This window comes from Massilia niabensis (genome assembly GCF_042655085.1).
GTDB classification, from domain to species: domain Bacteria; phylum Pseudomonadota; class Gammaproteobacteria; order Burkholderiales; family Burkholderiaceae_D; genus Telluria; species Telluria niabensis.
On sequence record NZ_JBHSMU010000019.1, the window covers coordinates 31806 to 56413 of the forward strand.

General features: G+C 67.1%; 17 protein-coding genes. 12 read left to right on the forward strand and 5 right to left on the reverse strand.

The genetic code is table 11. From position 1 onward, the window contains the following. The first annotated feature begins 241 nt into the window (after window positions 1-241). From ACFPN5_RS23495 to ACFPN5_RS23520, 6 genes are read left to right on the forward strand one after another with little or no spacing between them, the layout of a single operon-like run. The gene (locus ACFPN5_RS23495; protein WP_379786273.1) at window positions 242-1888 is read left to right on the forward strand and encodes an AMP-binding protein; all 1647 of its coding nucleotides are present in this window, start codon (window positions 242-244) and stop codon (window positions 1886-1888) included. Beyond that, window positions 1885-4290 (forward strand): bifunctional salicylyl-CoA 5-hydroxylase/oxidoreductase, encoded by a 2406-nt coding sequence (locus ACFPN5_RS23500; RefSeq protein WP_379786274.1) that lies wholly within the window; start codon window positions 1885-1887, stop codon window positions 4288-4290. The genes ACFPN5_RS23495 and ACFPN5_RS23500 overlap by 4 nt, the downstream gene beginning before the upstream one ends. Before the next feature lies 1 nt (window position 4291). Next, window positions 4292-4822: a MarR family winged helix-turn-helix transcriptional regulator gene (locus tag ACFPN5_RS23505; protein WP_379786275.1), complete on the forward strand. Its 531-nt coding sequence runs from the start codon at window positions 4292-4294 to the stop codon at window positions 4820-4822. An 8-nt stretch (window positions 4823-4830) separates the two neighbouring features. Next, on the forward strand, window positions 4831-5685 hold the full coding sequence (locus ACFPN5_RS23510) for an enoyl-CoA hydratase family protein (protein WP_379786276.1): 855 nt from the start codon (window positions 4831-4833) through the stop codon (window positions 5683-5685). 6 nt (window positions 5686-5691) lie between these two features. Beyond that, window positions 5692-6882 carry an acyl-CoA dehydrogenase family protein gene (locus tag ACFPN5_RS23515; protein ID WP_379786277.1) on the forward strand — a complete coding sequence of 397 codons (1191 nt, stop codon included), beginning with the start codon at window positions 5692-5694 and terminating at the stop codon, window positions 6880-6882. A 4-nt stretch (window positions 6883-6886) separates the two neighbouring features. Continuing rightward, a complete protein-coding gene (locus tag ACFPN5_RS23520; RefSeq protein WP_379786278.1) occupies window positions 6887-7279 on the forward strand; it encodes a RidA family protein in 393 nt (130 codons plus the stop codon). Window positions 7280-7450: 171 nt separating this feature from the next. Here ACFPN5_RS23520 and ACFPN5_RS23525 read toward each other — a convergent pair whose 3' ends face one another. Both ACFPN5_RS23525 and ACFPN5_RS23530 read right to left on the reverse strand, forming a co-directional pair. Further along, a complete protein-coding gene (locus ACFPN5_RS23525; RefSeq protein WP_379786279.1) occupies window positions 7451-8887 on the reverse strand; it encodes a PA domain-containing protein in 1437 nt (478 codons plus the stop codon). Continuing rightward, on the reverse strand, window positions 8874-9296 hold the full coding sequence (locus ACFPN5_RS23530) for a post-PEP-CTERM-1 domain-containing protein (RefSeq protein WP_379786280.1): 423 nt from the start codon (window positions 9294-9296) through the stop codon (window positions 8874-8876). Before ACFPN5_RS23530 ends, ACFPN5_RS23525 begins: the two co-directional genes overlap by 14 nt. 322 nt (window positions 9297-9618) lie before the next feature. Here ACFPN5_RS23530 and ACFPN5_RS23535 point away from each other — a divergent pair, with 322 nt between their 5' ends. The 5 genes from ACFPN5_RS23535 (at window position 9619) to ACFPN5_RS23555 (ending at window position 18769) form a co-directional block, all read left to right on the forward strand. Beyond that, entirely contained in the window at window positions 9619-11745 is a 2127-nt protein-coding gene (locus tag ACFPN5_RS23535; RefSeq protein ID WP_379786281.1) for an EAL domain-containing protein, read from the forward strand. An 88-nt stretch (window positions 11746-11833) separates the two neighbouring features. Next, entirely contained in the window at window positions 11834-14356 is a 2523-nt protein-coding gene (locus tag ACFPN5_RS23540) for a PAS domain-containing protein (protein ID WP_379786282.1), read from the forward strand. A 16-nt stretch (window positions 14357-14372) separates the two neighbouring features. Continuing rightward, window positions 14373-14882, forward strand: a complete 510-nt coding sequence (locus ACFPN5_RS23545) for a response regulator (RefSeq protein ID WP_379786283.1) — start codon at window positions 14373-14375, stop codon at window positions 14880-14882. 28 nt (window positions 14883-14910) lie between these two features. After that, window positions 14911-16398, forward strand: a complete 1488-nt coding sequence (locus ACFPN5_RS23550; protein ID WP_379786284.1) for a sensor histidine kinase — start codon at window positions 14911-14913, stop codon at window positions 16396-16398. Further along, the gene (locus ACFPN5_RS23555; protein ID WP_379786285.1) at window positions 16391-18769 is read left to right on the forward strand and encodes a hybrid sensor histidine kinase/response regulator; all 2379 of its coding nucleotides are present in this window, start codon (window positions 16391-16393) and stop codon (window positions 18767-18769) included. The genes ACFPN5_RS23550 and ACFPN5_RS23555 overlap by 8 nt, the downstream gene beginning before the upstream one ends. A 6-nt stretch (window positions 18770-18775) precedes the next feature. Here the strand turns inward: ACFPN5_RS23555 and ACFPN5_RS23560 are convergent, their stop codons facing one another. From ACFPN5_RS23560 to ACFPN5_RS23570, 3 genes are read right to left on the reverse strand one after another with little or no spacing between them, the layout of a single operon-like run. Next, window positions 18776-20032 carry a sensor histidine kinase gene (locus ACFPN5_RS23560; protein WP_379786286.1) on the reverse strand — a complete coding sequence of 419 codons (1257 nt, stop codon included), beginning with the start codon at window positions 20030-20032 and terminating at the stop codon, window positions 18776-18778. Next, entirely contained in the window at window positions 20029-21582 is a 1554-nt protein-coding gene (locus ACFPN5_RS23565) for an ATPase domain-containing protein (protein WP_379786287.1), read from the reverse strand. Before ACFPN5_RS23565 ends, ACFPN5_RS23560 begins: the two co-directional genes overlap by 4 nt. A gap of 56 nt (window positions 21583-21638) precedes the next feature. Further along, window positions 21639-22106: a universal stress protein gene (locus tag ACFPN5_RS23570; RefSeq protein WP_379786288.1), complete on the reverse strand. Its 468-nt coding sequence runs from the start codon at window positions 22104-22106 to the stop codon at window positions 21639-21641. A gap of 244 nt (window positions 22107-22350) precedes the next feature. On the opposite strand from ACFPN5_RS23570, the gene ACFPN5_RS23575 reads away from it, so the two are divergent. Beyond that, window positions 22351-24558: an NADP-dependent malic enzyme gene (locus ACFPN5_RS23575; protein WP_379786289.1), complete on the forward strand. Its 2208-nt coding sequence runs from the start codon at window positions 22351-22353 to the stop codon at window positions 24556-24558. Window positions 24559-24608 lie beyond the last annotated feature (50 nt).

The window sequence follows — 24608 nt, forward strand, 5'->3', positions numbered from 1 at the left end:
TCAAATGGTGCGGCGCACCATGTCAGGTTCTGGCGGGGTATTTCGTAGGAGTTGACGCCGAGTCGTATTGACAGGCGCAGAAGCTTGTATTGATGAAAGACCGCCTGATAACGGCGTGCTGGAGGCCCGGGAATGTCTTGCTCATCCAGATACTTTAGGCTTAAAGTATGTGGAGAACGCCGAATGCGACATGGCCCCTTGCTGGCGCGGCCATGTTTCCCCCCGACTGGCCGGAGACACCATGAGCGGAACCGCGTACCTGGACACGTTTGCGAACGATAATTTGCCGCCACGCGAAGAGTGGCCGGAGCTCCTGTTCGAACTCGACGAACTGCGCTACCCGGAACGCATCAACTGCGCCGTGGAATTGGTCGACCAGATGGTGGCGCGCGGCCATGGCGCCTCGACCGCGATCCGCGGCGCCACCCTGGGCTGGACTTATGCCGAACTGCTGGAAACCGTCAACCGCATCGCCGGCGTGCTGCGCGCCCGCCTGGCCCTGGTCCCGGGCAACCGGGTGCTGCTGCGCGGCGCCAACAACCCGATGATGGCGGCCTGCGTGCTGGCGGTCTGGAAGGCCGGCTGCGTCGCGGTGCCGACCATGCCGCTGCTGCGCGCCAGGGAGCTCGCCACGATCATGACGCTCGCCCGGGTGGACGCCGTGCTGTGCGCCGCTGACCTGCGCGCGGAGCTGGACCTGGCCTGCCAGGGGCTGGATGCCGCACCGCGCGTTCTGTCCTTTAACGACTCCAGCGACGGTTCCCTCAAGGGCCTGATGGCGGCCATGCCGCCGCAGTTCGAGGCGGTCGATACCTGGGCCCAGGACGTCTGCCTGCTGAGCTTTACCTCGGGCACCACCGGCCGCCCGAAGGGTACGATGCACTTCCACCGCGACGTGCTGGCGATCTGCGACTGCTTCCCGCGCTCGATCCTGGCCACACGGCCGGACGATGTCTTCATCGGCTCGCCGCCGCTGGCCTTTACCTTCGGCCTGGGCGGGCTGCTGCTGTTCCCGCTGCGTTACGGGGCCTCGACCGTGCTGCTGGAAAAGCTCACGCCCGACCTGCTGCTGGCGGCGATTGCCCGCTACCGCGCCACCGTCTGCTTCACCGCGCCCACCTTTTACAGGCAGATGGCGCCGCTGGCCGGCGGGTACGACCTGGCCAGCCTCACGCGCAGCGTGTCGGCCGGCGAAGCCCTGCCGCTGGAGACGCGCCAGGTCTGGCAACGCGCCACCGGCCTGGCGATGATCGATGGCATCGGCGCGACCGAAATGCTGCACATCTTTATCTCGGCCGCCGGCGCGGACATCCGCCCCGGCGCCACCGGCCGCCCGATACCCGGCTACCGCGCTTGCATCCTGGACGGCGACGGCAACCCTGCCGGCCCCGGCGTGATCGGGCGCCTCGCCGTCAAGGGCCCGACCGGCTGCCGCTACCTGGACGATCCGCGCCAGCGCGATTACGTCTGCAATGGCTGGAACCTGACCGGCGACGCCTACAAAATGGACGAGGACGGCTATTACTGGTACCAGGCGCGCACCGACGACATGATCATCTCGGCCGGCTATAACATCGCCGGCCCCGAAGTCGAGGACGTGCTGCTGCAGCACCCGGCCGTGGCCGAATGCGCCGTGGTGGGCGCCCCCGATCCGGAGCGCGGGCAGGTGGTGATGGCCTATGTCGTGCTGCGGCCCGGCGAGCAGGCGGACCTCCAGATGTCAAAGGCCCTGCAGGACCACGTCAAGGCGGCGATCGCGCCCTATAAATACCCGCGCCGGATCGAATTTCGGACCACCTTGCCGCGCACCGAAACCGGCAAGCTGCAACGCTTCAAGCTGCGCCAGGAAGCGCAGCACGCAGCAAGTCAAGGTGTGGAAGCGCCATGAACATCGTCTGCATCGGCGGCGGCCCGGCCGGCCTGTATTTTGCCCTCCTGATGAAGAAGCAGGACCCCACGCACGAGGTCACCGTCATCGAGCGCAACCGCCCCTACGACACCTTCGGCTGGGGCGTGGTGTTCTCGGACCAGACCCTGGGCAACCTGGTGGCGGCCGACGAAGACACGGCGCGCACCATCCTGCAGTCGTTCAACCACTGGGACGACATCGATGTCCATTTCAAGGGGCGCACCGTCACCTCCGGCGGGCACGGGTTCTGCGGCATCGGCCGCAAGCGGCTTCTGAATATCCTGCAGGCGCGCTGCGAGGAGCTCGGCGTTCGGCTCGTGTTCGAAACCGACGTTGCGGACGATCAGGCCATCGCCGCCCACTACGGCGCCGACCTCGTGATCGCCTGCGATGGCCTGAACAGCCGCGTGCGCAGCCGTTACGCGGCGACCTTCCAGCCCGAGATCGACAGCCGCCGCTGCCGCTTCGTCTGGCTCGGCACCAAAAAGAAGTTCGACGCCTTTACCTTCGCCTTCGAACAGACCGAGCATGGCTGGTTCCAGGCCCACTGCTACCAGTACGATGGCGATACCTCGACCTTCATCGTCGAGACGCCGGAAGAAGTCTGGCGCAAGGCGGGTCTCGCCGACATGAGCCAGGAAGAGGGCGTCGCCTACTGCGAAAAGCTGTTCGCCCGCTACCTCGACGGCCACGCCTTGCTCAGCAATGCCTCGCACCTGCGCGGCTCGGCCATGTGGATCACCTTCCCGCGCATTGTCTGCCGCGAGTGGGTGCACTGGAACAGCATAGAAGGGCGGCGCGTGCCGGTCGTGCTGATGGGCGACGCCGCCCATACCGCGCACTTCTCGATCGGCTCCGGCACCAAGCTGGCGCTGGAAGATGCAATCGAGCTGGCGCGCTGCTTCGGGCAGCACGGTGCCCGCGGCATCGCTGACGGTATTGATAAGGTGCTCGACACCTACCAGGAACTGCGCGCCATCGAGGTCCTCAAAATCCAGAGCGCGGCGCGCAATTCGATGGAGTGGTTCGAGAACGTCGAACGCTACACCGTGATGGAGGCCGAGCAGTTCGCCTACTCGATGCTCACGCGCAGCCAGCGCCTGTCGCACGAGAACCTGCGGGTGCGCGACCCCGCTTACGTGCGCCGCTTCGAGGACTGGATCGCCGGCCGGGCCTTCGCCCAGGCCGGCCTGCCGGTCCCGCAGATGGAAAGCGGCATGCCCCCGATGCTCACGCCGTACCGAATGCGCGGCACGGTGCTGAAGAACCGGATCGTGGTCTCGCCGATGGCGCAGTATTCTGCGGTGGATGGCGTGGCCGGCGACTTCCACCTGGTGCACTTGGGCAGCCGCGCGCTCGGCGGAGCCGGGCTGGTGTTCGCCGAAATGACCTGCGTGTCGGCCGATGCCCGCATCACGCCCGGCTGTCCCGGCCTTTACGCCCCGGAACACACGGCGGCGTGGAAGCGGATCGTCGATTTCGTCCACGCCAGCAGCGACGCGAAGATCGCCATCCAGCTCGGCCACGCCGGCGCCAAGGGCTCGACCCGGCGCGCCTGGGATGGCAGCGACCAGCCGCTCGACGACGGCAACTGGCCGCTGGTGTCGGCGTCAAGCCAGCAGTACCTGGAAGGGGTCTCGCAACTGGCGCGCGAAGCCACGCGCGACGACCTGGAGCGCATCAAGCGTGACTTCGTGCGTGCCACCTTTGGGGCGGCAAAGGTCGGCTTCGACTGGCTGGAACTGCACTGTGCCCACGGCTACTTCCTGTCGAGCTTCATCTCGCCCCTGACGAACCAAAGAAGCGATGAATACGGCGGCAGTCTCGGGAACCGCTGCCGTTACCCGCTCGAGGTGTTCGCCGCGATCCGCGCCGCCTGGCCCGAGGACAAGCCGATCAGCGTGCGCCTGTCGGCCCACGACTGGACCCCCGGCGGGCTGACCCCGGACGATGCGGTCGAGGTCGCGCGCCTGTTCAAGGACGCCGGCGCCGACATGATCGACGTCTCCTCCGGCCAGGTCAGCAAGAAGGAAAAGCCCGTGTATGGCCGCATGTTCCAGACCCCGTTTGCGGACCGCATCCGCAACGAGGTCGGCATCCCCACCATCGCGGTGGGTGCAATTTTCGAGGCCGATCACGTCAACAGCATCATCGCCTCCGGCCGCGCCGACTTGTGCGCGATCGCGCGGCCGCACCTGGCCGACCCGGCCTGGACCCTGCACGAAACCGCGAAGCTTGGCTACACCGCCATGCCTTGGCCGAAGCAGTATCACGCCGGCAAGCTGCAGCTCGAGCGCAACCTGGAGCGCGAACGCCAGGTGGCCGCTGCCAGCAGCGGCCTCACCCCGCAACAGGTCGCGGCGAAACTGCTCGAGGGCTGAGATGGCGCGCAAACACATTATGGCCGAGCAGGCCGCCGATGAGGACCCGCTCAATCCTGACCTCGAGAGCCGGCTGACCGGCGACAACCACCAGTCGCTGAAACTCTGGCTGCGCATGCTGTCCTGCACCACCCTGATCGAAGCCGAGATCCGCAGCCGCCTGCGGCTCGCATTCGGCATCACCCTGCCGCGCTTCGACCTGATGGCGCAGCTCGACCGTCATCCCGAGGGCCTGCGCATGGGCGAACTGTCTAAGCGGATGATGGTCACCGGCGGCAACGTCACCGGCATCACCGACCTGCTCGAGCAGGAAGGCCTGGTCGTGCGCGAGAGCGTGCCGGACGACCGCCGCGCCTTCAGCGTCAGGCTGACCCCATCCGGGCGCCGTGCCTTCAGGCGCATGGCGTCAACCCACGAAGGCTGGATCAGGGAACTGATGGCCGGCTTGACGGAGGGGGAACGGACGGCACTGTTGAACCTGCTGTCGACCATGAAGCGGGGCCTCGGCGCCCCGGACCAACCGGAACACTAGGAGAACCCATGCGTTACCTCACAGGCGAACCGCACCAGCTGCCGGGCAACCGCGCCAGCCTCGCCGACTACCAGCCGCAGCACTTCCTCTTCAACGTGGAGGCAGGCGTGGCCACGCTCACCCTGAACCGCCCCGAGCGCAAGAACCCGCTGACCTTCGATTCGTACGCCGAGCTGCGCGACCTGTTCCGCGCGCTGGCCTACGCCACCGAGGTCAAGGCAATCGTCGTTACCGGCGCCGGCGAAAACTTTTGCTCGGGCGGCGACGTGCACGACATCATCGGCCCGCTCACCAGACTCGACATGCCGGGCCTGCTGGCCTTTACCCGCATGACGGGCGACCTGGTGAAAGCCATGCGCGCCTGCCCGCAACCGGTGGTCGCGGCCATCGACGGCATCTGCGCCGGCGCCGGCGCCATCCTCGCGCTGGCCTCGGACATCCGCTACGGCACCGCACGCAGCAAGACCGCCTTCCTGTTCACGCGAGTGGGCCTGGCCGGCTGCGACATGGGCGCCTGCGCGCTGCTGCCGCGCGTGATCGGCCAGGGCCGCGCGGCCGAGCTGCTTTATACCGGGCGCAGCCTGGGTGGCGAGGAAGCCGAGCGCTGGGGCTTCTTCAACCGCCTGTGCCCGCCCGAAACCGTGCTGCAGGACGCCCAGGCTTTCGCCGCCGCGCTGGCCGCCGGCCCCACTTTCGCGCACGGCATGACCAAGAAGATGCTGCAGCAGGAGTGGAACATGGGCGTCGACGAAGCCATCGAGGCCGAAGCCCAGGCCCAGGCGATCTGCATGGCCACCAACGACTTCCATCGCGCCTACCACGCGTTCGTGGCGAAGGAAAAACCGCAATTTGAAGGAGATTGAAGACACATGGCGGATACCGACTACCTGGACTGGCCCTTCCTCGAGCCTCAGCACCGCGAACTGGCGCAGCAGCTCGATGTCTGGGCCGCGCAGAATATCCCGCAGCAGCACGGACATGAGGTCGACGCCGCCTGCCGGGCGCTGGTGAAGCAGCTTGGGGAGGCGGGCTGGCTGAAACATGCGATCGGCGGCACGGCCTACGGCGGGGCGGTCGATGCCATCGACACGCGCGCCGTCTGCCTGATCCGCGAAACCCTGGCGCGCCATTCGGGCCTGGCCGACTTCGCGTTCGCCATGCAGGGCCTGGGGAGCGGCGCCATCACGCTGTTCGGCAGCGAAGCGAACAAGCGTGAGTACCTGACCCGGGTCGGCCGCGGCGAGGCGATTGCCGCATTCGCGCTGTCCGAGCCGGACGCCGGTTCCGACGTGGCGGCGATGTCCTGCGCGGCGACGCTCGACGGCGACCACTACGTCCTGAATGGCGAGAAGACCTGGATCTCCAACGGCGGCATCGCCGACATGTACGTGGTGTTTGCGCGCACCGGCGAAGCACCCGGCTCGCGCGGCATCTCGGCCTTCATCGTCGACGCCGACTTGCCGGGCTTCGAGATCGCCGAACGGATCGACGTGATTGCCCCGCACCCGCTGGCGCGCCTGTGTTTTACCGACTGCCGGGTACCGGTGTCCAAGCGCCTCGGCGACGCTGGGCAAGGCTTCAAGGTCGCCATGGCGACCCTCGACATCTTCCGCACCTCGGTCGCCGCCGCCGCCCTTGGCTTCGCCCGCCGCGCCCTCGACGAAGCACTGGCCCGCGCGACGTCGCGCAAGATGTTCGGCAAGACCCTGGCCGACTTCCAGCTGACCCAGGCCAAGCTGGCACAGATGGCCACCGGCATCGACGCCGCAGCACTCCTGACCTACCGCGCCGCGTGGCAGCGCGACCAGGGCCGGCGCGTCACCAAGGAGGCCGCGATGGCGAAGCTGACCGCCACCGAAACGGCGCAGCAGGTCATCGACGCTGCCGTGCAGATGTTCGGCGGCCTGGGCGTGGTGAGCGAGCAGCCGGTGGAGCGCCTGTACCGCGAGATCCGCTCGCTGCGCATCTACGAAGGCGCGACCGAGGTGCAGCAGCTGATCATCGCGCGCGAATTGCTGGCCGAGGCGGCGGTGGGGCACCCTAATCAAGTAAAGGTATAAATCGATGGAATTCCTGCAACCGGAAGGCTGGCCGAGGCCGCGCGGCTACTCCAACGGCATCGCCGCATCGGGGCGGATGGTGTTTGTAAGCGGCATGGTCGGCTGGGACCGCGACGGCGTCTTCCACACCGACGATTTTGCCGGCCAGGTACGCCAGGCGCTGGAGAATATCGTCGCGGTGCTGGCCGAAGGGGGCGCCATGCCGGAGCACATCGTGCGTATGACCTGGTATGTGCTCGACAAAAAAGAATACGTTGCTGCCTATCCGGAGATCGGCGTGGCGTATCGCGAGCTGATCGGGCGCCACTTTCCGACGATGAGCGCGGTGCAGGTGGCGGGGTTAGTGGAGGACCGGGCAAGGGTCGAGATCGAAGTCACGGCGGTTGTGCCTGAATAGACTCGGCATACCGCCACAGCCAAGATCAAGGTCGGATTTGTCAGGAAAGCCGGGGGCGGACCTCCTCGCGCGAATATCCCCAGTCAGCATTGATCCAAAAGCAAGTTGCAACGCCACATAAAAAAGCCGCCTTCGAACAGGCGGCTTTGCATGCAACATCAGCAGTAAAGATTACCAGCCAATATCCTTGAACAATTCCATCGTCAAATCCGTCGGCGCCGTCACCGCGTGCGACAGGTCGGCGCTGATCGATGGCTCCATCAACTGGTTGCGCGTGGCGCTCGTGTTGTAGTGCGAGACCGACGAACCTGGCTGATACGGGTTAGGCGTGAACATCGTGATGCGACGCTGGGAATCGGCGCCCGAGATCGCGGTCTTCGAGCGCTCGAACTTGCCGACGGTACCGGCCACGCTGCCATTCGGCTGGACCAGGCTGGCGGCGATGCGGGCGCCGTCGGCCTGCGTCACGCGCACTGCCGGGATCATGATCGACGGATCGGATCCGCCGATGCCGGTCACCGCACCCGGTGCATTGTCGGCCACGATCACGCCGATGGCGCCTGCGTTCTGTGCGTTCTTGACCTTGACCGCGAAGCCGCAGGTGCCACGGCTGACCAGGGCGATGTTGCGGCGCACGGCGGCGGCGTTCGCTGCGTTGAACGGCGTGCATGCCGAGCCGGGGCTGTCGGCCTGCAGGGCGACCTGGGCGATCTGGCCGGTGAGCGGCGAGTTGTCCAGCTTCGGGCCGAAATCGGCTTCGCCGACCGCGTACAGGTCGCCGGCCGGCGAGCTGGCGCCCACGCCGATGACGCGCAGTTGCGGCGTGGCGGAGAGGACCGACGGCACGGCCGCGGTCACGCGCGGGCCGGTCCAGGACAGGCCCGACGGCTTCAGGGCCGACGCAGCGCGCTCGGCGTTGGTCATGTTTACCCACAGCTTGTTGGTCGTGTTGTCGAGCAGGAAGTGGTCCCAGGCCGACGGGTAGTTGGCGAACTGCGCGCCGCTTGCACCGTTGGTGAAGGTCTGGAAGCCCAAGCCGTGGCCCATTTCGTGGAGCAGGGTGGCGACGAAGTCGATGTTGGTGCCTTCGTTGGCGTCCAGGCCCATGTAGAACGAGCTGCCGGCGAGGCAGTTCGGTTGGCCGAGGTTCGAATTGAAACGGGAAGTGATCTGCGGGCCCGGGGCGTCCGAAATCTCGCCACCGTACAGCTTGTTGGCCAGTGCGTACGAGTACAGCGTGCCTGCCTTCGGCGCGCCGGGGAAGTCGGCGAACACCTGGGTGGCGCCGGCGCTGCCGAGGACGGCGCTGGTGGCGGTGCAGGACAGCGGCACGAAACTCGCATTGATGACGATCGGCGCGTTGCTGGTCAGGGTCGCGCCCCAGATGTTGGCTGCGTGCGTGAAGGCGATCAGGCGCTGCTGGCCGATCGTGGTACCGGGATTGCCGCCGACAGGGGTGGCCGGGGTCTGGTCATTGAAGCCGACGCCAGGCACGTTCAGGTTGTTGATGACGATCTTTGCTGCTGCCTGGGCGGAGCCCGAGGCAGCGCAGGCGAGGGCCAGGGCCCCGGCCACCAGTGTCAGGCGTGGGCTCTTATTGAACTTCATGCTGGTGCTCCTTCGAATGCGTGGTCACTGCGGTGTTCAGGGCGGATTCAGCGGCAGATTTGCCGTGGATGCAGTTAACCTCGAGCTTGCCGTCCGCGGTGCGGTGCATCACCGAGTACATCACCGACTCTTCATCGACGTGGGCAGCGACGATGCCGTTCTGCTGCAGGCGCACGACGCCGGCGGCCGGGGCGCCGGAAGCGACGCGCGCGGCTTTCTGGGCGGCGCGATCGGCGGCGCGCAGGTCGTTCAACTGTTTTGCTTCGGCAGCGGTCGCGTTGCGAATCTTGCCGGTGCGCGGGTCTTTGGCGACGGTCTGGTCGGCCTGGCCGGCGGCGAAGGCCGAACCGGTGAGCGCCAGCGCCGCGATGGCGATGACGCCGCGCAGCGTGAATACGGGAGTGTGCATGTGGTCTCTGTCTCTCGGAAAAATGTACGTCGATCGGTGCATGGTTTCGTGTCCGCTTGTCGAGCCGGCTCGGAGCGAACTATAGCGTCGGGCACAACCGGAACCGTCAAAAGTTGTTAAAAATATTGTATTGTTATGTCACAAAAAATGCATATATCGTTCAGTTCTTCCTGTGAAAAGGCTATTTTTCGCGACGGCCTGGCGCGTTGTTTTTGCCCACACAACGCAGCGGGCGAGGCAGCCCGGCCTCCGATTTGATTCATCCCACGCGCGCACGGAAAGTGGCACAATCGGTGCTTTAAAGGCAAGCCGGTCGCACGCCATGAGTTCCGACCACTCCGATACCCTGCAACGCCAGCTCGACGACCTGCTCGACCACCTGCCGGCCGGCGTGGTGGTGCTTGGGCCCGATGGCCGCATCCTCTCCGCCAACCGGCGGGCCTGGGAGCTGCTTGGGAGGCCCGAAGAGCAACTGATCGGGACGGAATCGAACGCGGCGGCATGGACCCTTGTCCGGCCGGACAATACCGTCATGCCTCCGGCTGAGTATCCGGTACACCAGGTGCTTACCACCGGCGAACCTGTCTCGGATTTCGTCCTGGGCATACCTGCCGAGCCGCCCGCCACGGTGCGCTGGCTGATCTGCAATGCCTATCCGGAGCGTGGCCCCGGCGGGCAGGTCGAGCGGGTGGTCGTCTGCTTCACCGACTGCACCAGGCTCAAGCAGGCAAAGCGGGAGGCGCAGAAATCCGAGGAGCGCCTGCGCCTGGTCCTGAAGGGCTCGACCGACGCACCCTGGGACTGGGACCTCGTGACCGGCGAAGTCTATTATTCCGACCGCTGGTGGAACATGCTGGGATACCAGCCCGGCGAGCTGCCGAGCGACGCCACCACCTGGTCCAGGATGCTGGTGGCGGAAGACGAAGCGCGGGTCAGCGCCTTCCTGTGCAATCTGCTGGCCGATTCGAGGGAGGGCTACTGCGTCGAATTCCGGATGCGGCACCGCGACGGGCACGAGGTGCCCATCCTTTCGCGCGGGTTTGTGTCGCGCGACGCAGCCGGCCGTGCCCGGCGCATTTCCGGGACGAATACCGACCTGACGGAACGCAAACGTGCGGAACAGCGCATTTACGAGCTGGCCTATTTCGACCACCTGACGGGCTTGCCCAACCGGCGCTTCCTTGCCGAAGAACTGGACAAGGTCCTTGCCCGTAGCCATCGTTCCGGCCGCTTCGGGGCCGTGCTCTTCCTCGACCTGGACAACTTCAAGCTGCTCAACGACACCATGGGCCATGATATCGGCGACATGCTGCTGCGCCAGGTGGCGCAACGCCTGAAAATGGCCCTGCGCCACAGTGACCAGCTGGCGCGCCTCGGCGGCGACGAGTTCGTGGTCGTGTTCGAGGAACTGGGCGACACCCTGGAAGACGCAGTGGCCGAGGCCAACCACGTCGTGAGCAAGATCCTGGCCGTGCTGGACCCGCCGTATGAGCTTGCCGGGCGCCTGTTCGTCAGCACCACCAGCATCGGCGTGGCCCTTTTCGATGGCATGGAAACGGATGTCGAGACGTTGCTCAAGCAAGCCGACCTGGCCATGTACCGGGCCAAGTCAGAAGGGCGCCATATTGCGCGCTTCTTCGATCCCGGCATGCAGGCGGCCGCCGATCGCCAGGCTGCTCTTGAAAGGGGCCTGCGCGACGGCCTCGCGCTGCACCAGTTCGTCCTGTACTGCCAGCCGCAATTCAGCGTCCGGGGCCGCCTCGTGGGCGCCGAGGTGCTGGTGCGCTGGCGCCGCGACGACGGCGCGCTGGTCTGCCCCGGCGACTTCATCGCCCTGGCCGAGTCCTCGGGCCTGATCCTGCCCCTGGGGCAGTATGTGCTCGAGGAGAGCTGCCGGGCGCTCGCGCGCTGGACGGGCGACCGCACGCTGGGGAGGCTCAAGCTCGGGGTCAACGTCAGCGTGCAGCAAATGCGCAATCCGGATTTTCCGGCCGATGTCGCGGCCACCCTGGCCAGGTCGGGCGCGCCCGCCGCCAGGCTGTGCCTGGAACTGACCGAGAGCGTTTTCGCCGAGGATGTGCACGAGCTGACCGACCGGATGCACCAGCTGTGCGCGCAGGGACTCTGTTTCTCGCTCGACGATTTCGGGACCGGGTACTCGTCGCTGTCCTACCTGCGGCGCCTGCCCCTGAGCGCCCTGAAGATCGACCGCTCCTTCGTGCACGACGTGCATCTCGATCCTGGCGCCGGCCCGATCGTCAACGCCATCATCGCGCTCGGGCGCCAGCTCAAGCTCGAGATCGTCGCGGAGGGCGTCGAGCACGAGGCGCAGCGCAGCTTCCTCAGCCGCGGCGGCTGCGGCGCGCTGCAGGGCTACCTGCTGGGCGAGCCGATCCCCATCGAGGACTTCGAGCGCATGTACAGCGCGGTCGGGGTCGGTCACGCCTGACGCCTGGGGCGCACAGTTGCCGCCTTCGGCTGCCGACGGGCTCGTGTATCCTTACGCCGGGGCCGCCTCGGGCGGCGACGGGGATTGCATGAACAGATTCAAACTGCGCACGCCGGTGACTATCGCCACCATCGCCAGCCTGCTGGTGCTCGGCGTCGCACTGGTATTCCTTGCGCGCGGCGTGAAGGACCAGTCGGAGTCGTGGGAAAGGGTGGTGCATACCCACAAAGTGCTGGAACAGGTGCAGTCGATCCTGACCCTGACCAGCGAAGCGGAGGCGGCGCAGCGGGGCTTCCTCCTGACCGAGAACGACGCCTTCGTGGCGACCTACCGGCAGGCGCGCGGGGCGGTCCTGCCCCAGATCCGCGCATTGCAGGAGCTGACCCGGGATAATCCGCGCCAGCAGGCCGCCTTGCCGCCATTCGAAGATGCGGTCCGGATGCGGATGGAGATGCTCGAGCGGGTCATGCAGGAAAGGCGCGCCGGCAAGCTCGCCGATACCCAGATGCTCGAATCGGGCCGCCTGCTCAAGCAGCGGATCCTGGCCCATGCGCAGCGCATCGGCACGGAAGAACAGCGACTGCTGCGCGAACGGCAGGCGCGCGCCGAGGCCGGCCGCCGCAACCTGATCCTCGCGGCTGCCACGACGTCGGCAATCGCGGTGGTCCTGATCGTGGTGTTGTGGATCGTGTCGTCGCGCGACGCGGCGCGCCTGCTGTCCGAGCGGGCACGGCTCGACGCGACACTGCGCAGCATGAGCGATGGCGTGATTGCGACCGACCTGCAGGGCCGGGTGGAGTTGATCAATCCGGTGGCACAGGCCCTGACCGGCACGCCCGAGGGACGCGCCATCGGGATGCCGCTCGACGGCGTCCTGCGCATGCGCGACCAGGAAAGCGGGGCGGCGATCGGCGTGCCGGCGGAACGCGCCGGCACGGCCGCCGCCGTCCTCCTGTCGTCGGAAGAAGGGCGCGAGCATGTCGTCGAGATGAGTGCGGCGCCGATCCGTCCGCCAGGCGGCAAGGCAACCGGCACCGTGCTCATGTTCAGGGACGTGACCGAGCGGCGTGCCCGCGAGCGGGCGCTGGCCGAATCGGAGGCGAACAACCGTTACACGATCGAGCTCAATCCACAAATTCCGTGGAAGGCGACGGTCGACGGCCGCATCAACGATATCTCGGACCGCTGGATCGCGCTGACCGGCCAGGGCCACGACGGCGTCCTCGGCGACGGCTGGTCCGAGGTGGTGCACCCCGGCGACCTGCCGGCGATGAGCGCCGCGTGGACGCATTCCGTGGCGACCGGCGAACCCTACGACTTTGAGCACCGCATCCGGACCGCCGGCGGAGAGATGCGCTGGATGCGCTCGCGTGCCATGCCGCGGCGGGGCGAGGGCGGGGCGATCGTCGCCTGGTATGGGTTCACGGAAGACATCCACGCGCGCAAGGAGTCCGAGCTGGCCCTGGTGCGCCGCGAGGCCGAATTGAACGGCAAGCTGGCCCAGATCGAGGCGATCTATCATGCGGTCCCGGTCGGACTCGGGTTTGTCGATGCACAGCTGCGCCTGGTCGAACTGAACGACGCACTGGCGGAAGCGGCTGGCCGGGCCAAGCAGGCCTGCGTCGGCATGGCGCCGTCGCAGGTGCTGCCGGCGCCGCTCGGGGAGCGGGCCGACGCCCTGCTGGCGCAGGTGCTGCGCGAGCGGCAACAGCTAAGCGGCCTGGAATTTTCCAGCGGCACGGCATGCATGCCGGGCCAGCAGCGCGACTGGCTGGCCAGCTTCTATCCGGTCATGGACGAGGCCCAGGTGCAGGGGGTCGTCGTCGCGCTGCTGGAAGTCACGCAGATCAAGGCGGCGCAGCGCGCCTTGATCGAGGCGAACCGGCTGCTCGAGCAGCGGGTCGAGGAACGGACCGCGCAGATTGCCGACGCCAACGCCGAGCTGCGCGCCTTTGCGCACACGGTCGCCCACGACCTGCGTGCGCCGCTGCGCAATGTCGAAGGCTTCGCGACTGCCCTGCTCGAAGACGAGGCCGAGCGCATGTCGGCGGACGGCCAGATGTTCGCCGGACGCATCGTCGCGGCCGTCGTGCGCATGGACCAGCTCATTACCGACCTGCTCGCCTACAGCCGCCTGTCGCGCACGGAAATGCGGCTGGAACGCGTGGATCTCGGCCAGGTCATGAAGAGCGTCCTGCGCGACCTCGAATCGCAGGTCCGCGACAGCGGCGCGCAGCTGCTCATTGCGCCCGGGCTGCCGGCGGTACGTGGCAACGGCGCCATCCTGGTCCAGGTCCTCGTCAACCTGGTCTCGAACGCGATCAAGTTCGTCGCGCCCGGCGTCGTGCCGCGCATCGAGATCTCCGGCACGCGCGCGGGCTTGGCGGCAAGGCTCTCGATCGCCGATAATGGCATCGGTATCGCGCCGGAACACCGCGAGCACGTGTTCGGCGTGTTCGAACGCCTGCACGGCCACGAGCGCTATCCCGGCACCGGAATCGGGCTGGCGATCGTGAAAAAGGGGCTCGAGCGCATGGATGGATCGGTGCAGATCGCCGACCGCGAGCAGGGCGGCACCGTATTCGAGCTGACCATGCCGGCAGCCGACTAACAGCACAGGGAATCCGATGGAGAGCACGATGGTGGATGAGTGCAGGGTGGATGAGGGCAGGGGCACTGACGCCGTGCTGTTACTGGTCGAGGACAATCCCGATGACGTCCTGCTGGTGCGGCGCGCGCTCAGAAAGGCGGCCCTGGCGGTGTCGATGCAGGAAGTCCGCGACGGCGACGAAGCCGTGGCCTACCTGGAAGGCAGCGGCGGGTTCGCCGACCGCGCGCGCCATCCGCTGCCGGCGCTGATCCTGCTGGACCTCAAACTTCCCAGGCGATCCGGCCTGGAAGTGCTGCGCTGGATTCGCAGCCGGCCGGCGCTGGCGACCACGCCCGTGGTCGTGCTGACCTCGTCCGGCGAGGACGAAGATATCCAGAACGCGTACGCGCTGGGCGCCAACTCCTACCTGCAAAAGCCGGTCGCATTCAACGGCCTGGTCGAGCTGCTTGGCGTGCTCGGCCTGTACTGGTTCAAGAACAACCTGACGGCGCCGCCGGCGCACGCGCCGGCCGCGGCGCGGCTTTGACAAGGCATGCCTGCATGAAAAACCGCCCATGACGATCCAGATCCTCGTCCTCGACGACAACCCCGACGACCGTGCGCTCGCGCGGCGCGAGCTCGAACGCCACCTGCCCGGGTGCGTCATCCGGGATGTGAGCGACCGGGCCGGCTGGGAGCGCGAGCTGCAGGCGGGACTGGAAATCGACCTCGTCATCACCGACTTCCAGATGCGCTGGATTACCGGGCTGGACATCCTGAAGCAGGTCAAGGCATTCGACGCCCAGCTGCCGGTCATCATGTTCACCGCCACCGGCACCCAGGAAATCGCGGTCGAGGCGATGAAGCTCGGGCTCGACGACTACATCATCAAGAGCCCGCGCCACTATGCGCGCCTGCCGCTGGCGGCGCGCACCTGCCTGGACCGCACCAAGATCCGCGCGCGCGCCATCCGCTCGGAAACCCGCCTTGCGGCGCTGCTGGAAAACATCCAGCTCGGCGTGTTTCGTATGTCGCTCGAGGGCAAACTGGAAGAGGCGAACCGGGCATTCTGGACGATGCTCGGTGCGGACCCGGGCGCGCCCGAGTCCGTGCGCCATCCCCTGCTCGACCAGGTGGTCGCCCGCCTGCCCCAGATGCAGGCTGTTTTCGATACGGCCGAGCTGCAGGCGGAGCTGGGCGCGGTCGACGAGGCCGGCCGCTTTTATGTGGTCAAGCTGGTGCGGGTCAAGCTCAACGGCGACGAGGCCATCGACGGCATCGTCGAAGACGCCACCTCGCTGCGCCGCGCCGGCGCCGAGATCCACCGTCTCAATGCCGAGCTCGAGCAGCGCATCATCGAGCGCACCCGGCAGCTCGAAGAAGCCAACGAGGCGCTCGAGACCTTCGGCTTCTCGGTGTCGCATGACCTGCGCGAGCCGCTGCGCACCATCCAGGGCTATGCAGTCGCGCTGCACCAGGACCTGCAGGCGCAGGACTTCAGCAATTTCGAACAGTACGTGGACCGCATCAACGCTATCGCAAAGCGCATCGACCTGATGGTATCGGACCTGCTCGAGTTCGCGCGCCTGTCGCGCGCCGAGATCAATGCCGAGATCCTGCCCCTGTCCTGGGCGGTGGGCGACGCCCAGGCCGCCTTGCAGGGCGAAGCGGCCTACCAGGCGGCCGATATCCAGGTCGACATCCCTGACGACCTGGTCGTCCGGGCGCACCGGCCGGTACTGGTGCAGGCCCTCACCAATTTGCTCGCCAACGCCGTCAAGTTCGTGCGTCCGCACACGCACGCGGCCGTCAACATCGTGGCGCGCCCGCGCGGCCGCCTGGTGCGCATCGAGGTGCAGGACAACGGCATCGGCATGGCCGACGAGGCGCGCCAGCGCGTATTCAATGTGTTCGAACGCCTGCACGGCGAGGAAGAGTACCCGGGCACCGGGATCGGCCTGGCGATCGTCAAGAAAGGCGTCGAGCGCATGCATGGCACCGTGGGTGTCGAGGCGGCGCCCGACATCGGATCGACTTTCTGGATCGAGTTGCCCAGTGCCTGATCATTCGACCAACCCCGCGACCAACCCCGCGACCAACCCCGGAGCGGCCCACACCGGAGCCATCAGGGTCCTGCTCATCGACGACAATCCCGACGACCGCGCCCTGGTCGAGCGCGAACTCCGGCTGCGCATCGAGCAGGTTGCGGTCGCCCACATCAGCGATGCCGCCGCCCTGGCCGAGGCGATCGAGGCCGGCGGGTTCGATGTCGCGATCACCGATTACCGCTTGCGCTGGACGGTCGGCACCGACGTCCTGCGCGACATCAAGCGCCTCCATCCGCAAGTGCCCGTCATCATGTTTACCGGCAGCGGCAACGAGGAAGTGGCGGTCGACGCGATGAAGGAGGGGCTGGACGACTACATCACAAAAACGCTCAAGCACTATCCGCGCGTGCCGTTCGCGGTGCTGGCCTGCTTCGAGCGCGCCAGTAACCGTTCTCGCCTGCAGGCGGCGCTGGCGCGCGAGTCGCTCGGCACCGCCCGGCTCGAGATCGCCCTGCAATCGGCCGGCATGGCAAGCTGGCAGTTCGACCTGTCGACGGGGCGGCTGTCCGCCTCCGACGATGCGGGCCCCATGTTCGGCCAGCGGCGCGGTTTCGTGCATGCGAGCCCGGAGGGGGCGCTGGACCAGGTGCATCCCGAGGATCGGGCGCTGCTGGCTACCGCCTGGAAAACCGCCCTGGCGGACGATGGCCGCTTTGCCAGCGAGTTCCGGGTGCTGGGCGCCGACGGCGCGCTGCGCTGGATCGCCGGCAGCGGGAAGGTATTGCCGGACAATGGAGCAGGGGCGCGCCTTGTGATCGGCACGCTGCGCGATGTGACGGGCGAGGTAGCGGCCAAGGAACGCCAGCGCAAGCAGCAGGAAGAGCTGCAAACCATTCTCGACGTGCTGCCGGTGGGGGTGGCCATCAGCCACGACCCGGATGCGCGGCATGTCGTCACCACCCCGTATTTTGCGGGCCTGCTCGGCATCGCGCCCGGCGCGGACATCGGGGCCGGCGGCCAGGCGCACACGGACGGCGAAGGGTATGCCTACCTGCAGGATGGAAGGCCGCTCGACCCGGAGGCCTGGCCCATGCGGGTCGCCGCGCGCACCGGCCAGCCAGTGCGCGGCGAAGAGCTGGCGGTGCGCTTTGCCGATGGGCGGGAGCTCACCCTGCTGGTCAATGCCGCGCCCCTGCTCGACGCGCAGGCGCAGGTGCGCGGGGCGGTCGCCGCCATTGTCGACGTCAGCCCCCTGAAGGCGGTCCAGCGCGAACTGGAGAAAGCCAACCGCCAGAAAAGCCGGTTCCTGTCGGTGCTGGCGCACGAGTTGCGCAATCCCATGGCGGCGATCGGATATTCGGTCGAGATGCTGCGCCACGTGGCGTCCCCCGACGCCATCGGCAAGGCGCGCGACGTCATCGGGCGCCAGACCGCGCATATGGGCCGCCTGCTCGACGACCTGCTCGACCTGAGCCGCATCACCCTCGACCGTGTCGAGCTCGAGGTGCGCCCGGTCGACCTGCGCCGCGCCATCGAAGGCGCGTACGAAAGCACGCGTGCGCTGATTGCCGCGCGCGGGCACCAGATCCGTCTCGACCTGCCGCCCGTGCCGATCATGGTGGCGGGCGACGAGGTCCGGCTGACCCAGGTCTTCGCCAATCTCCTGAACAATGCCGCGACCTTCACCCCCGCGCACGGGGTGATCAGCGTCAGCGCGTCCGCCGGTGCCCAGCAGGCAGTCGTGACGGTTGCGGACAACGGGATCGGCATCGCCCCGCATGAGCTGGAAGCGGTGTTCGACATGTTTTTCCAAGTGCAGGCCAAGGTCAGCGGCGGGCCCGAAGGGCTCGGCATCGGCCTGGCCGTGGTGCGCAAGCTCGTCGAATTGCATGGGGGCACGGTGCTGGCGGCCAGCGAAGGCCCTGGGCGCGGGACGACGCTACGGGTCGAGCTGCCATGCCTGACGACGGGAGCCGCCGAGGAGCCGCTCGATGCCGATAGCGGGGGCGACGCTGCCTCGCATGGGCGCCTGCTGGTCGCCGACGACAACGTCGATGCAGCCAATGTGCTGGGCGAGCTCCTGCGTATCGAAGGCTATGCGGTGCGGGTCGCCCACGACGGCCGGCAAGCGATCGACATGGCGCGCCAATGGCAGCCCGATGTGCTGGTGCTCGACATCGGCATGCCCCACGCGAACGGGCTCGAGGTCGCGCGCTGGGTGCGGGCACAAGGCTGGGGTGGGGCCACGACACTCATCGCCGTGACCGGATGGGGGCAACAGCAGGACCGCCGCGCGACGCTGGACGCAGGCTTCGACGACCACCTCGTGAAACCGGTCGGCCCACGCGAGATCGTCAGCGCAATCAGCCGCCAGCGGGCCGGCTAGGGCCGATTAGGGCCGTCCGGGGCTGCCTGCCTGCGGCCCCAGCGGCAGGCGGATGGCAAAGGTAGCGCCCAGGCCGCGGCCCGCGCTGCTGACGCTGAGGCTGCCCTCGTGCAGCTCGACGATGCGGCGCGCGATATACAGGCCCAGCCCGAGCCCGGTGGCATTGTCGTGCTGCTGCAGCTTGAACGCGCCGAACACGTGCGCCAGGTCTTCCGGTTCGATCCCCTGGCCGGAGTCGGCAATATCGATCTCGACCATGCCATCGCGGCGCCGGATCGTGATGCGGATGACGCCGCCCACTGGCGTGAATTTGACCGCATTGAACAGCAGGTTCCAGAATACCTGCTGCAGGCGCCGCCCATCGGCCTCGAAGCGGATATGGTCGCCATAGTCGCTCGGCGTCACCTGCATCAGGATCTTCTTCGGGTGGGCATGCGGTTCCACCGTGGAGATCGCGTCGCGCAGGACTTGGCCCAGCAGGACGGGCGCACGGTCGATCGACATCTGTCCGGTCAGGGTACGGGCCGCGTCGATCAGGTCCTCGACCATGCCCGCTTCCTGGCGCACGTGCACGCGCATCGATTCGAGGCCGCTGACCGCGTTGGGCGGCAGGTCGGGGATCGTACGCAGCATCAGCTCGATGCGCATCGACAGGGCCGAGAGGGGCGTGCGCATCTCGTGCGAGACGGTGGCCAGGAACAGTTCACGCGTGCGGTTCACGCGCGTCAGGTCATCGATGGTTTCGCGCTGGCTGTCGAGCGTGCTCGACAGCGTGCCCAGCAGGGCGGCGTACGTGCCCATCCGCTGGTCGGAAACGGGCGCGTCGAGGCGCACTTCGGTCCACAGCAGGTGGCCGGGCAGGCCGATCTGCCGGGCGATGCGCTCGCAGGCCAGCGGCGAACTGAAGTCGGCAAAGCGCCAGCCGAACAGCAGCACGCCGTAGACCTCGCCGCGCAGCAGCAGCGGCTGTGCGCATACCCGGAAACCTTCGCCGAATTGCGCCGACGCCGAGCTGCGTTGCGCACGCACAGTGGCCACCAGCGAGCGTTCGAGCGCGGTGCCGGGGCCGTCTTCGGCCCACAGCGTCGAGCGCTCCGCCAGCAGCGTGGCCATGCGCGAACCGGTCAGGGGACCGATACGGCGCACGCCTTCGATATCGTAGGCGGACGTGACCAGGCCCGTCGCGTCGGTGAATTGCCGCAGCGGCGTATGCCAGTCCTCCCAGTCGACCGGCGCCTTGTCCGGCAGCTCGACTGTGATCACTGCGTCTTTTCGGTAGGCAGGTGGGCCGAATCGGGCAGGGGGGCGCCACTGGCGACGGCCTCCTCGACTGCCGGGCTCTGGCGCGATGGCGAACGCGACAGCAAACCATAGTAGGACGAGAACGGCAATTGCGGCACAGCCTGGGTGTCGCTGCCGCTCTCGTCCACCAGCAGCAGGCCGCCCACGCCGATGGCGTATTCGCGCGTGACTTGCACGTTGCGGCTGCCGCGCACCTTGGGTATGGCGAGCGCCCGCCGCAGGACCGTCGAGATCTCCACGTAGTTGAGCAGGATGATGTTATCGACCAGGTGCGAACCCTTGAGTTCCTCGCTGATCTGCGACACGCCCAGCAGTTCCGGGCTCTCGTAATTGAACAGGGTGGTGGCGAGCCGGTTCTTGAAGAAGCTGGCCAGCGCGTACAGGTAGTCGGCCACCTCGGCGCGGCTGGTCATTTCGTAGACAGCGATCGAGTCGAAGACCACGCAGTCGATGCCTTCCTTTTCGACCAGCTTGACGATGCGGTCGAAGTGCACGTCGAGCTCGAGTTCGAGCGGCGACTCGTAATGGATGAACAGGTCGCCCGAGTCGACCAGGGCCTGCAGGTCGAAACCGAGCGTTTTGGCGTTGCGCACCAGCTGGCGCGGGTGTTCGTCCAGGCTCACCAGCAGCGCCTTGTGGCCGTTCTTGATGGCGTGCGTCAGGAACTGGACGCTGAACACCGTCTTGCCGGTGCCGGAAATGCCGCTCACCAGCGTGACCGAGCCCTTGTAGATGCCGCCGTCCATCATCTTGTCGATGGCGGGCGAGCCGGTCGACAGGCGCTCTTCCGAGGTGGGCTGGTCGGGCGAGGCCACCGGGCGCGACTGCGCGCGGCGGTAGACATGCACGCCGACCTGCGGCTCGATGCGCATGGTATGGCTGCCGTTGATGAAATCCTGGCCGCGCGACTTCATCACCGTCAGGCGGCGGTGCGCGCGCCGCCGGTTCTCCTCGCGCGTGAGCGAGATGATGGTGTCGAAGACAAAACGCTCATGGGCCGACACGCCGCCCAGCGACTCGTCCTTCTCGGCCGTGACCATCGTGGTCACGCCCAGGCGGGTCAGGCCCTCGATGAGCAGGTGCACGTCCTCGCGGAAGGGCAGGTCGTTGATTTCGGCGTACAGGCGCAATGGCGTCAGGCCGTCGATCAGCAGGCGCTTGGCGCCCATCGCCAGGAGCGAGGCGGCAAACGCGCCGTCGCTGCTCCGGAACTCGCTGAGCAGCACGGCCGGGCTGGTCTGGATGATCCTGATCTTGCCCTGGTCAATCATGCCTTGCAGGTCCCAGTCGAAGCCTGCCGCATCGCGCAGCAGCTTGGCGGAATCGAGTTCGAACGAGACAATGGCGCCCGGTTCGTCGTAGTCGCGTGCCCCGTGGTAGATGAAGCCCAGGCCGAAGGTCGTCTTGCCGGAGCCCGGCGGGCCTTCGACAAGCAGGTTGTTATTCCGGGGAATGCCACCGTGCAGTACCTCGTCGAGACCGATGATGCCGGTCTTCACCAACTCGCTCATTGACATTCCTTTTTCATATGGTTGTCCAGTTTAACATGCGAAATGGCAACGCCTGCCTAGTCCCGACGCCGTCCCTGCGCCTGGTCCTGCGGGCGGTACACCATGACCGGAACGGTGGAATAGGCCAGCACATGCTGGGTGACGCTGCCCGCGATCAGCCGGCTCAGGCCGCGTCGGCCGTGGGACGCCATGAAGACCAGGTCGCAGCCGGCGCGTTGGGCGGCCTCGACTATTTTCTCGGCCGGCGAATCGCCGTAGCTGGTCAATGTTTCGCATGCGACCCCGGCTTTGGCGGCGGCAGCGGCGACGCGGCCGACATGCGCTTCGGCCTGGGCAAGCAGGACGTCCGTGCCGGTGCCGCCAGTGACGAGCGCGCCTTCGGCCGACAGCACGACCGGCTCCGGCGGCACGACCGAGAGGGCAACCAGCTCGCTGCCGCACACCTGCGCGAATGCAATGGCCGCATTCTCGGCAACGGCAGACAGGTCGGAACCGTCGCTCGGAACAAGTATGCGCTGAAACATGATTGCCTTACCCGGACCCGTCTCGGCTTGCGATAGACGGACAACAGAATGGGCGCGTCAGCCCTTACGTTCTTGATCCGGATCAAATGGGTCCTATTGCCAGGCGGTATGCCGTGGGAATGGCCGCGCTCCCGAAGGCTTGTCGATTGACTACGCAAGTTCGTGCATTGGTATATTCTCTGGGTGGGCCGCGCTTGCCTGGCCCGCCGGACCCCGAACATTACTTCATCAAGCATCGGAAAACATGAGCACCGAATCCAACCTCAGCGAAGCCAAAGACACCCAGTTGCGCGCCGACGCGCTCGAATACCACCGCAGCCCGACGCGCGGCAAGATCGAGGTCATCGCCACCAAGCCCCTGTCGAACCAGCGCGACCTGTCGCTGGCCTACTCGCCCGGCGTCGCCTACGCCTGCGAGGAAATCGCCGCCAACCCGGCCATGGCCGCCGAGTACACCTCGCGCGGCAACCTGGTGGCGGTGATCACCAACGGCACCGCGGTGCTTGGCCTGGGCAACATCGGCCCCCTGGCTTCGAAACCGGTCATGGAAGGCAAGGGCTGCCTGTTCAAGAAGTTCGCCGGGGTCGACGTGTTCGACCTGGAGCTCGATGAACTCGACCCGGACAAGCTGGTCGACGCGATCGCGATGCTGGAACCGACCGTCGGCGGCATCAACCTGGAAGACATCAAGGCGCCGGAATGCTTCTACATCGAGAAGAAGCTGCGCGAGCGGATGAACATTCCGGTCTTCCACGACGACCAGCACGGCACGGCGATCATCTCGACTGCGGCGCTGCTGAACGCTTTGAAGGTGGTGGGCAAGGACATCGGCCGGATCAAGCTGGTGGCCTCCGGCGCCGGCGCGGCGGCGATTGCCTGCCTCGACATGATGGTGCTGCTCGGGGTGAAGCGCGAGAACATTTATGTGACCGATTCGAAGGGCGTCATCTATGTCGGGCGCGACGCCAACATGGAAGCGAACAAGGCGCGCTACGCCCAGGAGACGGGAGCACGCACCCTGGGTGACATCGTCGATGGCGCCGACGTCTTCCTCGGCTGCTCGACCGCGGGCGTGCTCACCGGCGAGATGGTCAAGACCATGGCGGACCAGCCGGTGATCCTGGCGCTGGCCAATCCGGAACCGGAAATCCGCCCGGAAGTGGCGCGCGCGGCGCGGCCCGACTGCATCATCGCCACCGGCCGCTCGGACTACCCGAACCAGGTCAACAACGTGCTGTGCTTCCCCTACATCTTCCGCGGGGCGCTCGACTGCGGCGCAACGCGCATCACCGACGAGATGAAGCTGGCCTGCGTGACGGCGATCGCCGAGCTGGCCGAAGCGGAGGCGAGCGACGTGGTGGCCTCGGCCTACGAGGGCCAGGACCTGGCCTTCGGCCCCGAATACATCATCCCGAAACCCTTCGATCCGCGCCTGCTGGCCGCGATTGCGCCGCGCGTGGCGCAGGCCGCTGCCGACTCGGGCGTGGCGGCGCGGCCGATCACGGACATGGCGGCCTACCGCGAAAAGCTGGCGCAGATGATCTACCACACCGGGTTCTTCATGAAGCCGGTGTTCGCCAAGGCCAGGGCCAACCCGCGCCGCGTCGCCTTTGCCGAAGCGGACGACAAACGCGTGCTTCGCGCGATCCAGACCGTGGTCGACGAAGGGATCGCCAAGCCGGTCCTGATCGGCGAGAAGACGGCCATCGCGCGCGCGATCAAGGACGCCGGGCTGCGCCTGCAGGCGGGTGTCGACTACACGCTGGCCGAGGCCGACGCAGGAGTCGACACCACGCTACAGGGCACGCGCCTCTTGCAGTCGGGTGAAGTCGACGCGCTCATTTGCGGCATGAAGGGCAGCTACGACAGCCACCTGGAACACGTGAAAAACGAGATCGGCACCGCGCCCGGCGTCGAGGTGCTCGCCGCGATGAACGCACTGGTGCTCGACAAATACACGCTGTTCATCACCGACACCTATGTCAATGACCAGCCGACGGCGCAGGAACTGGCGGGCATCGCGCGCCTGGCCGCGGCCACCCTGCGCGAGTTCGGCCTCGAGCCGAAGGCGGCCCTGCTGTCGCATTCCTCGCAGGGCTCCTCGAACCGCCCCTCGGCGGTGCGCATGCGCGAAGCAGGCGCACTGCTGCAGCAAAGCGAGCCGGAACTGCTGGCCATCGGCGAAGTCCATGGCGACGCCGCGCTCTCGGAAGAGATCCGCGCCATGTACAACATCGACAGCGGCTTCACCGGCAGCGCCAACCTGCTGGTGATGCCGTCGCTGGACGCGGCCAACATCCTGTTCAATGTGCTGAAGGTCGCGGCGGGCAAGGGCGTCACCGTCGGGCCGATCCTGCTCGGCAGCGCGAAGCCAGTGCATATCCTGAGCCCGAGCGCGACGGTGCGCCGCATTGTCAACATGACGGCGCTGGCGGTGGCCGCAGTGCGTTAAGCTGGGAAGTGCAAGAAAGAAGAGCGCCGCTACGCAGATGCGTGGCGGCG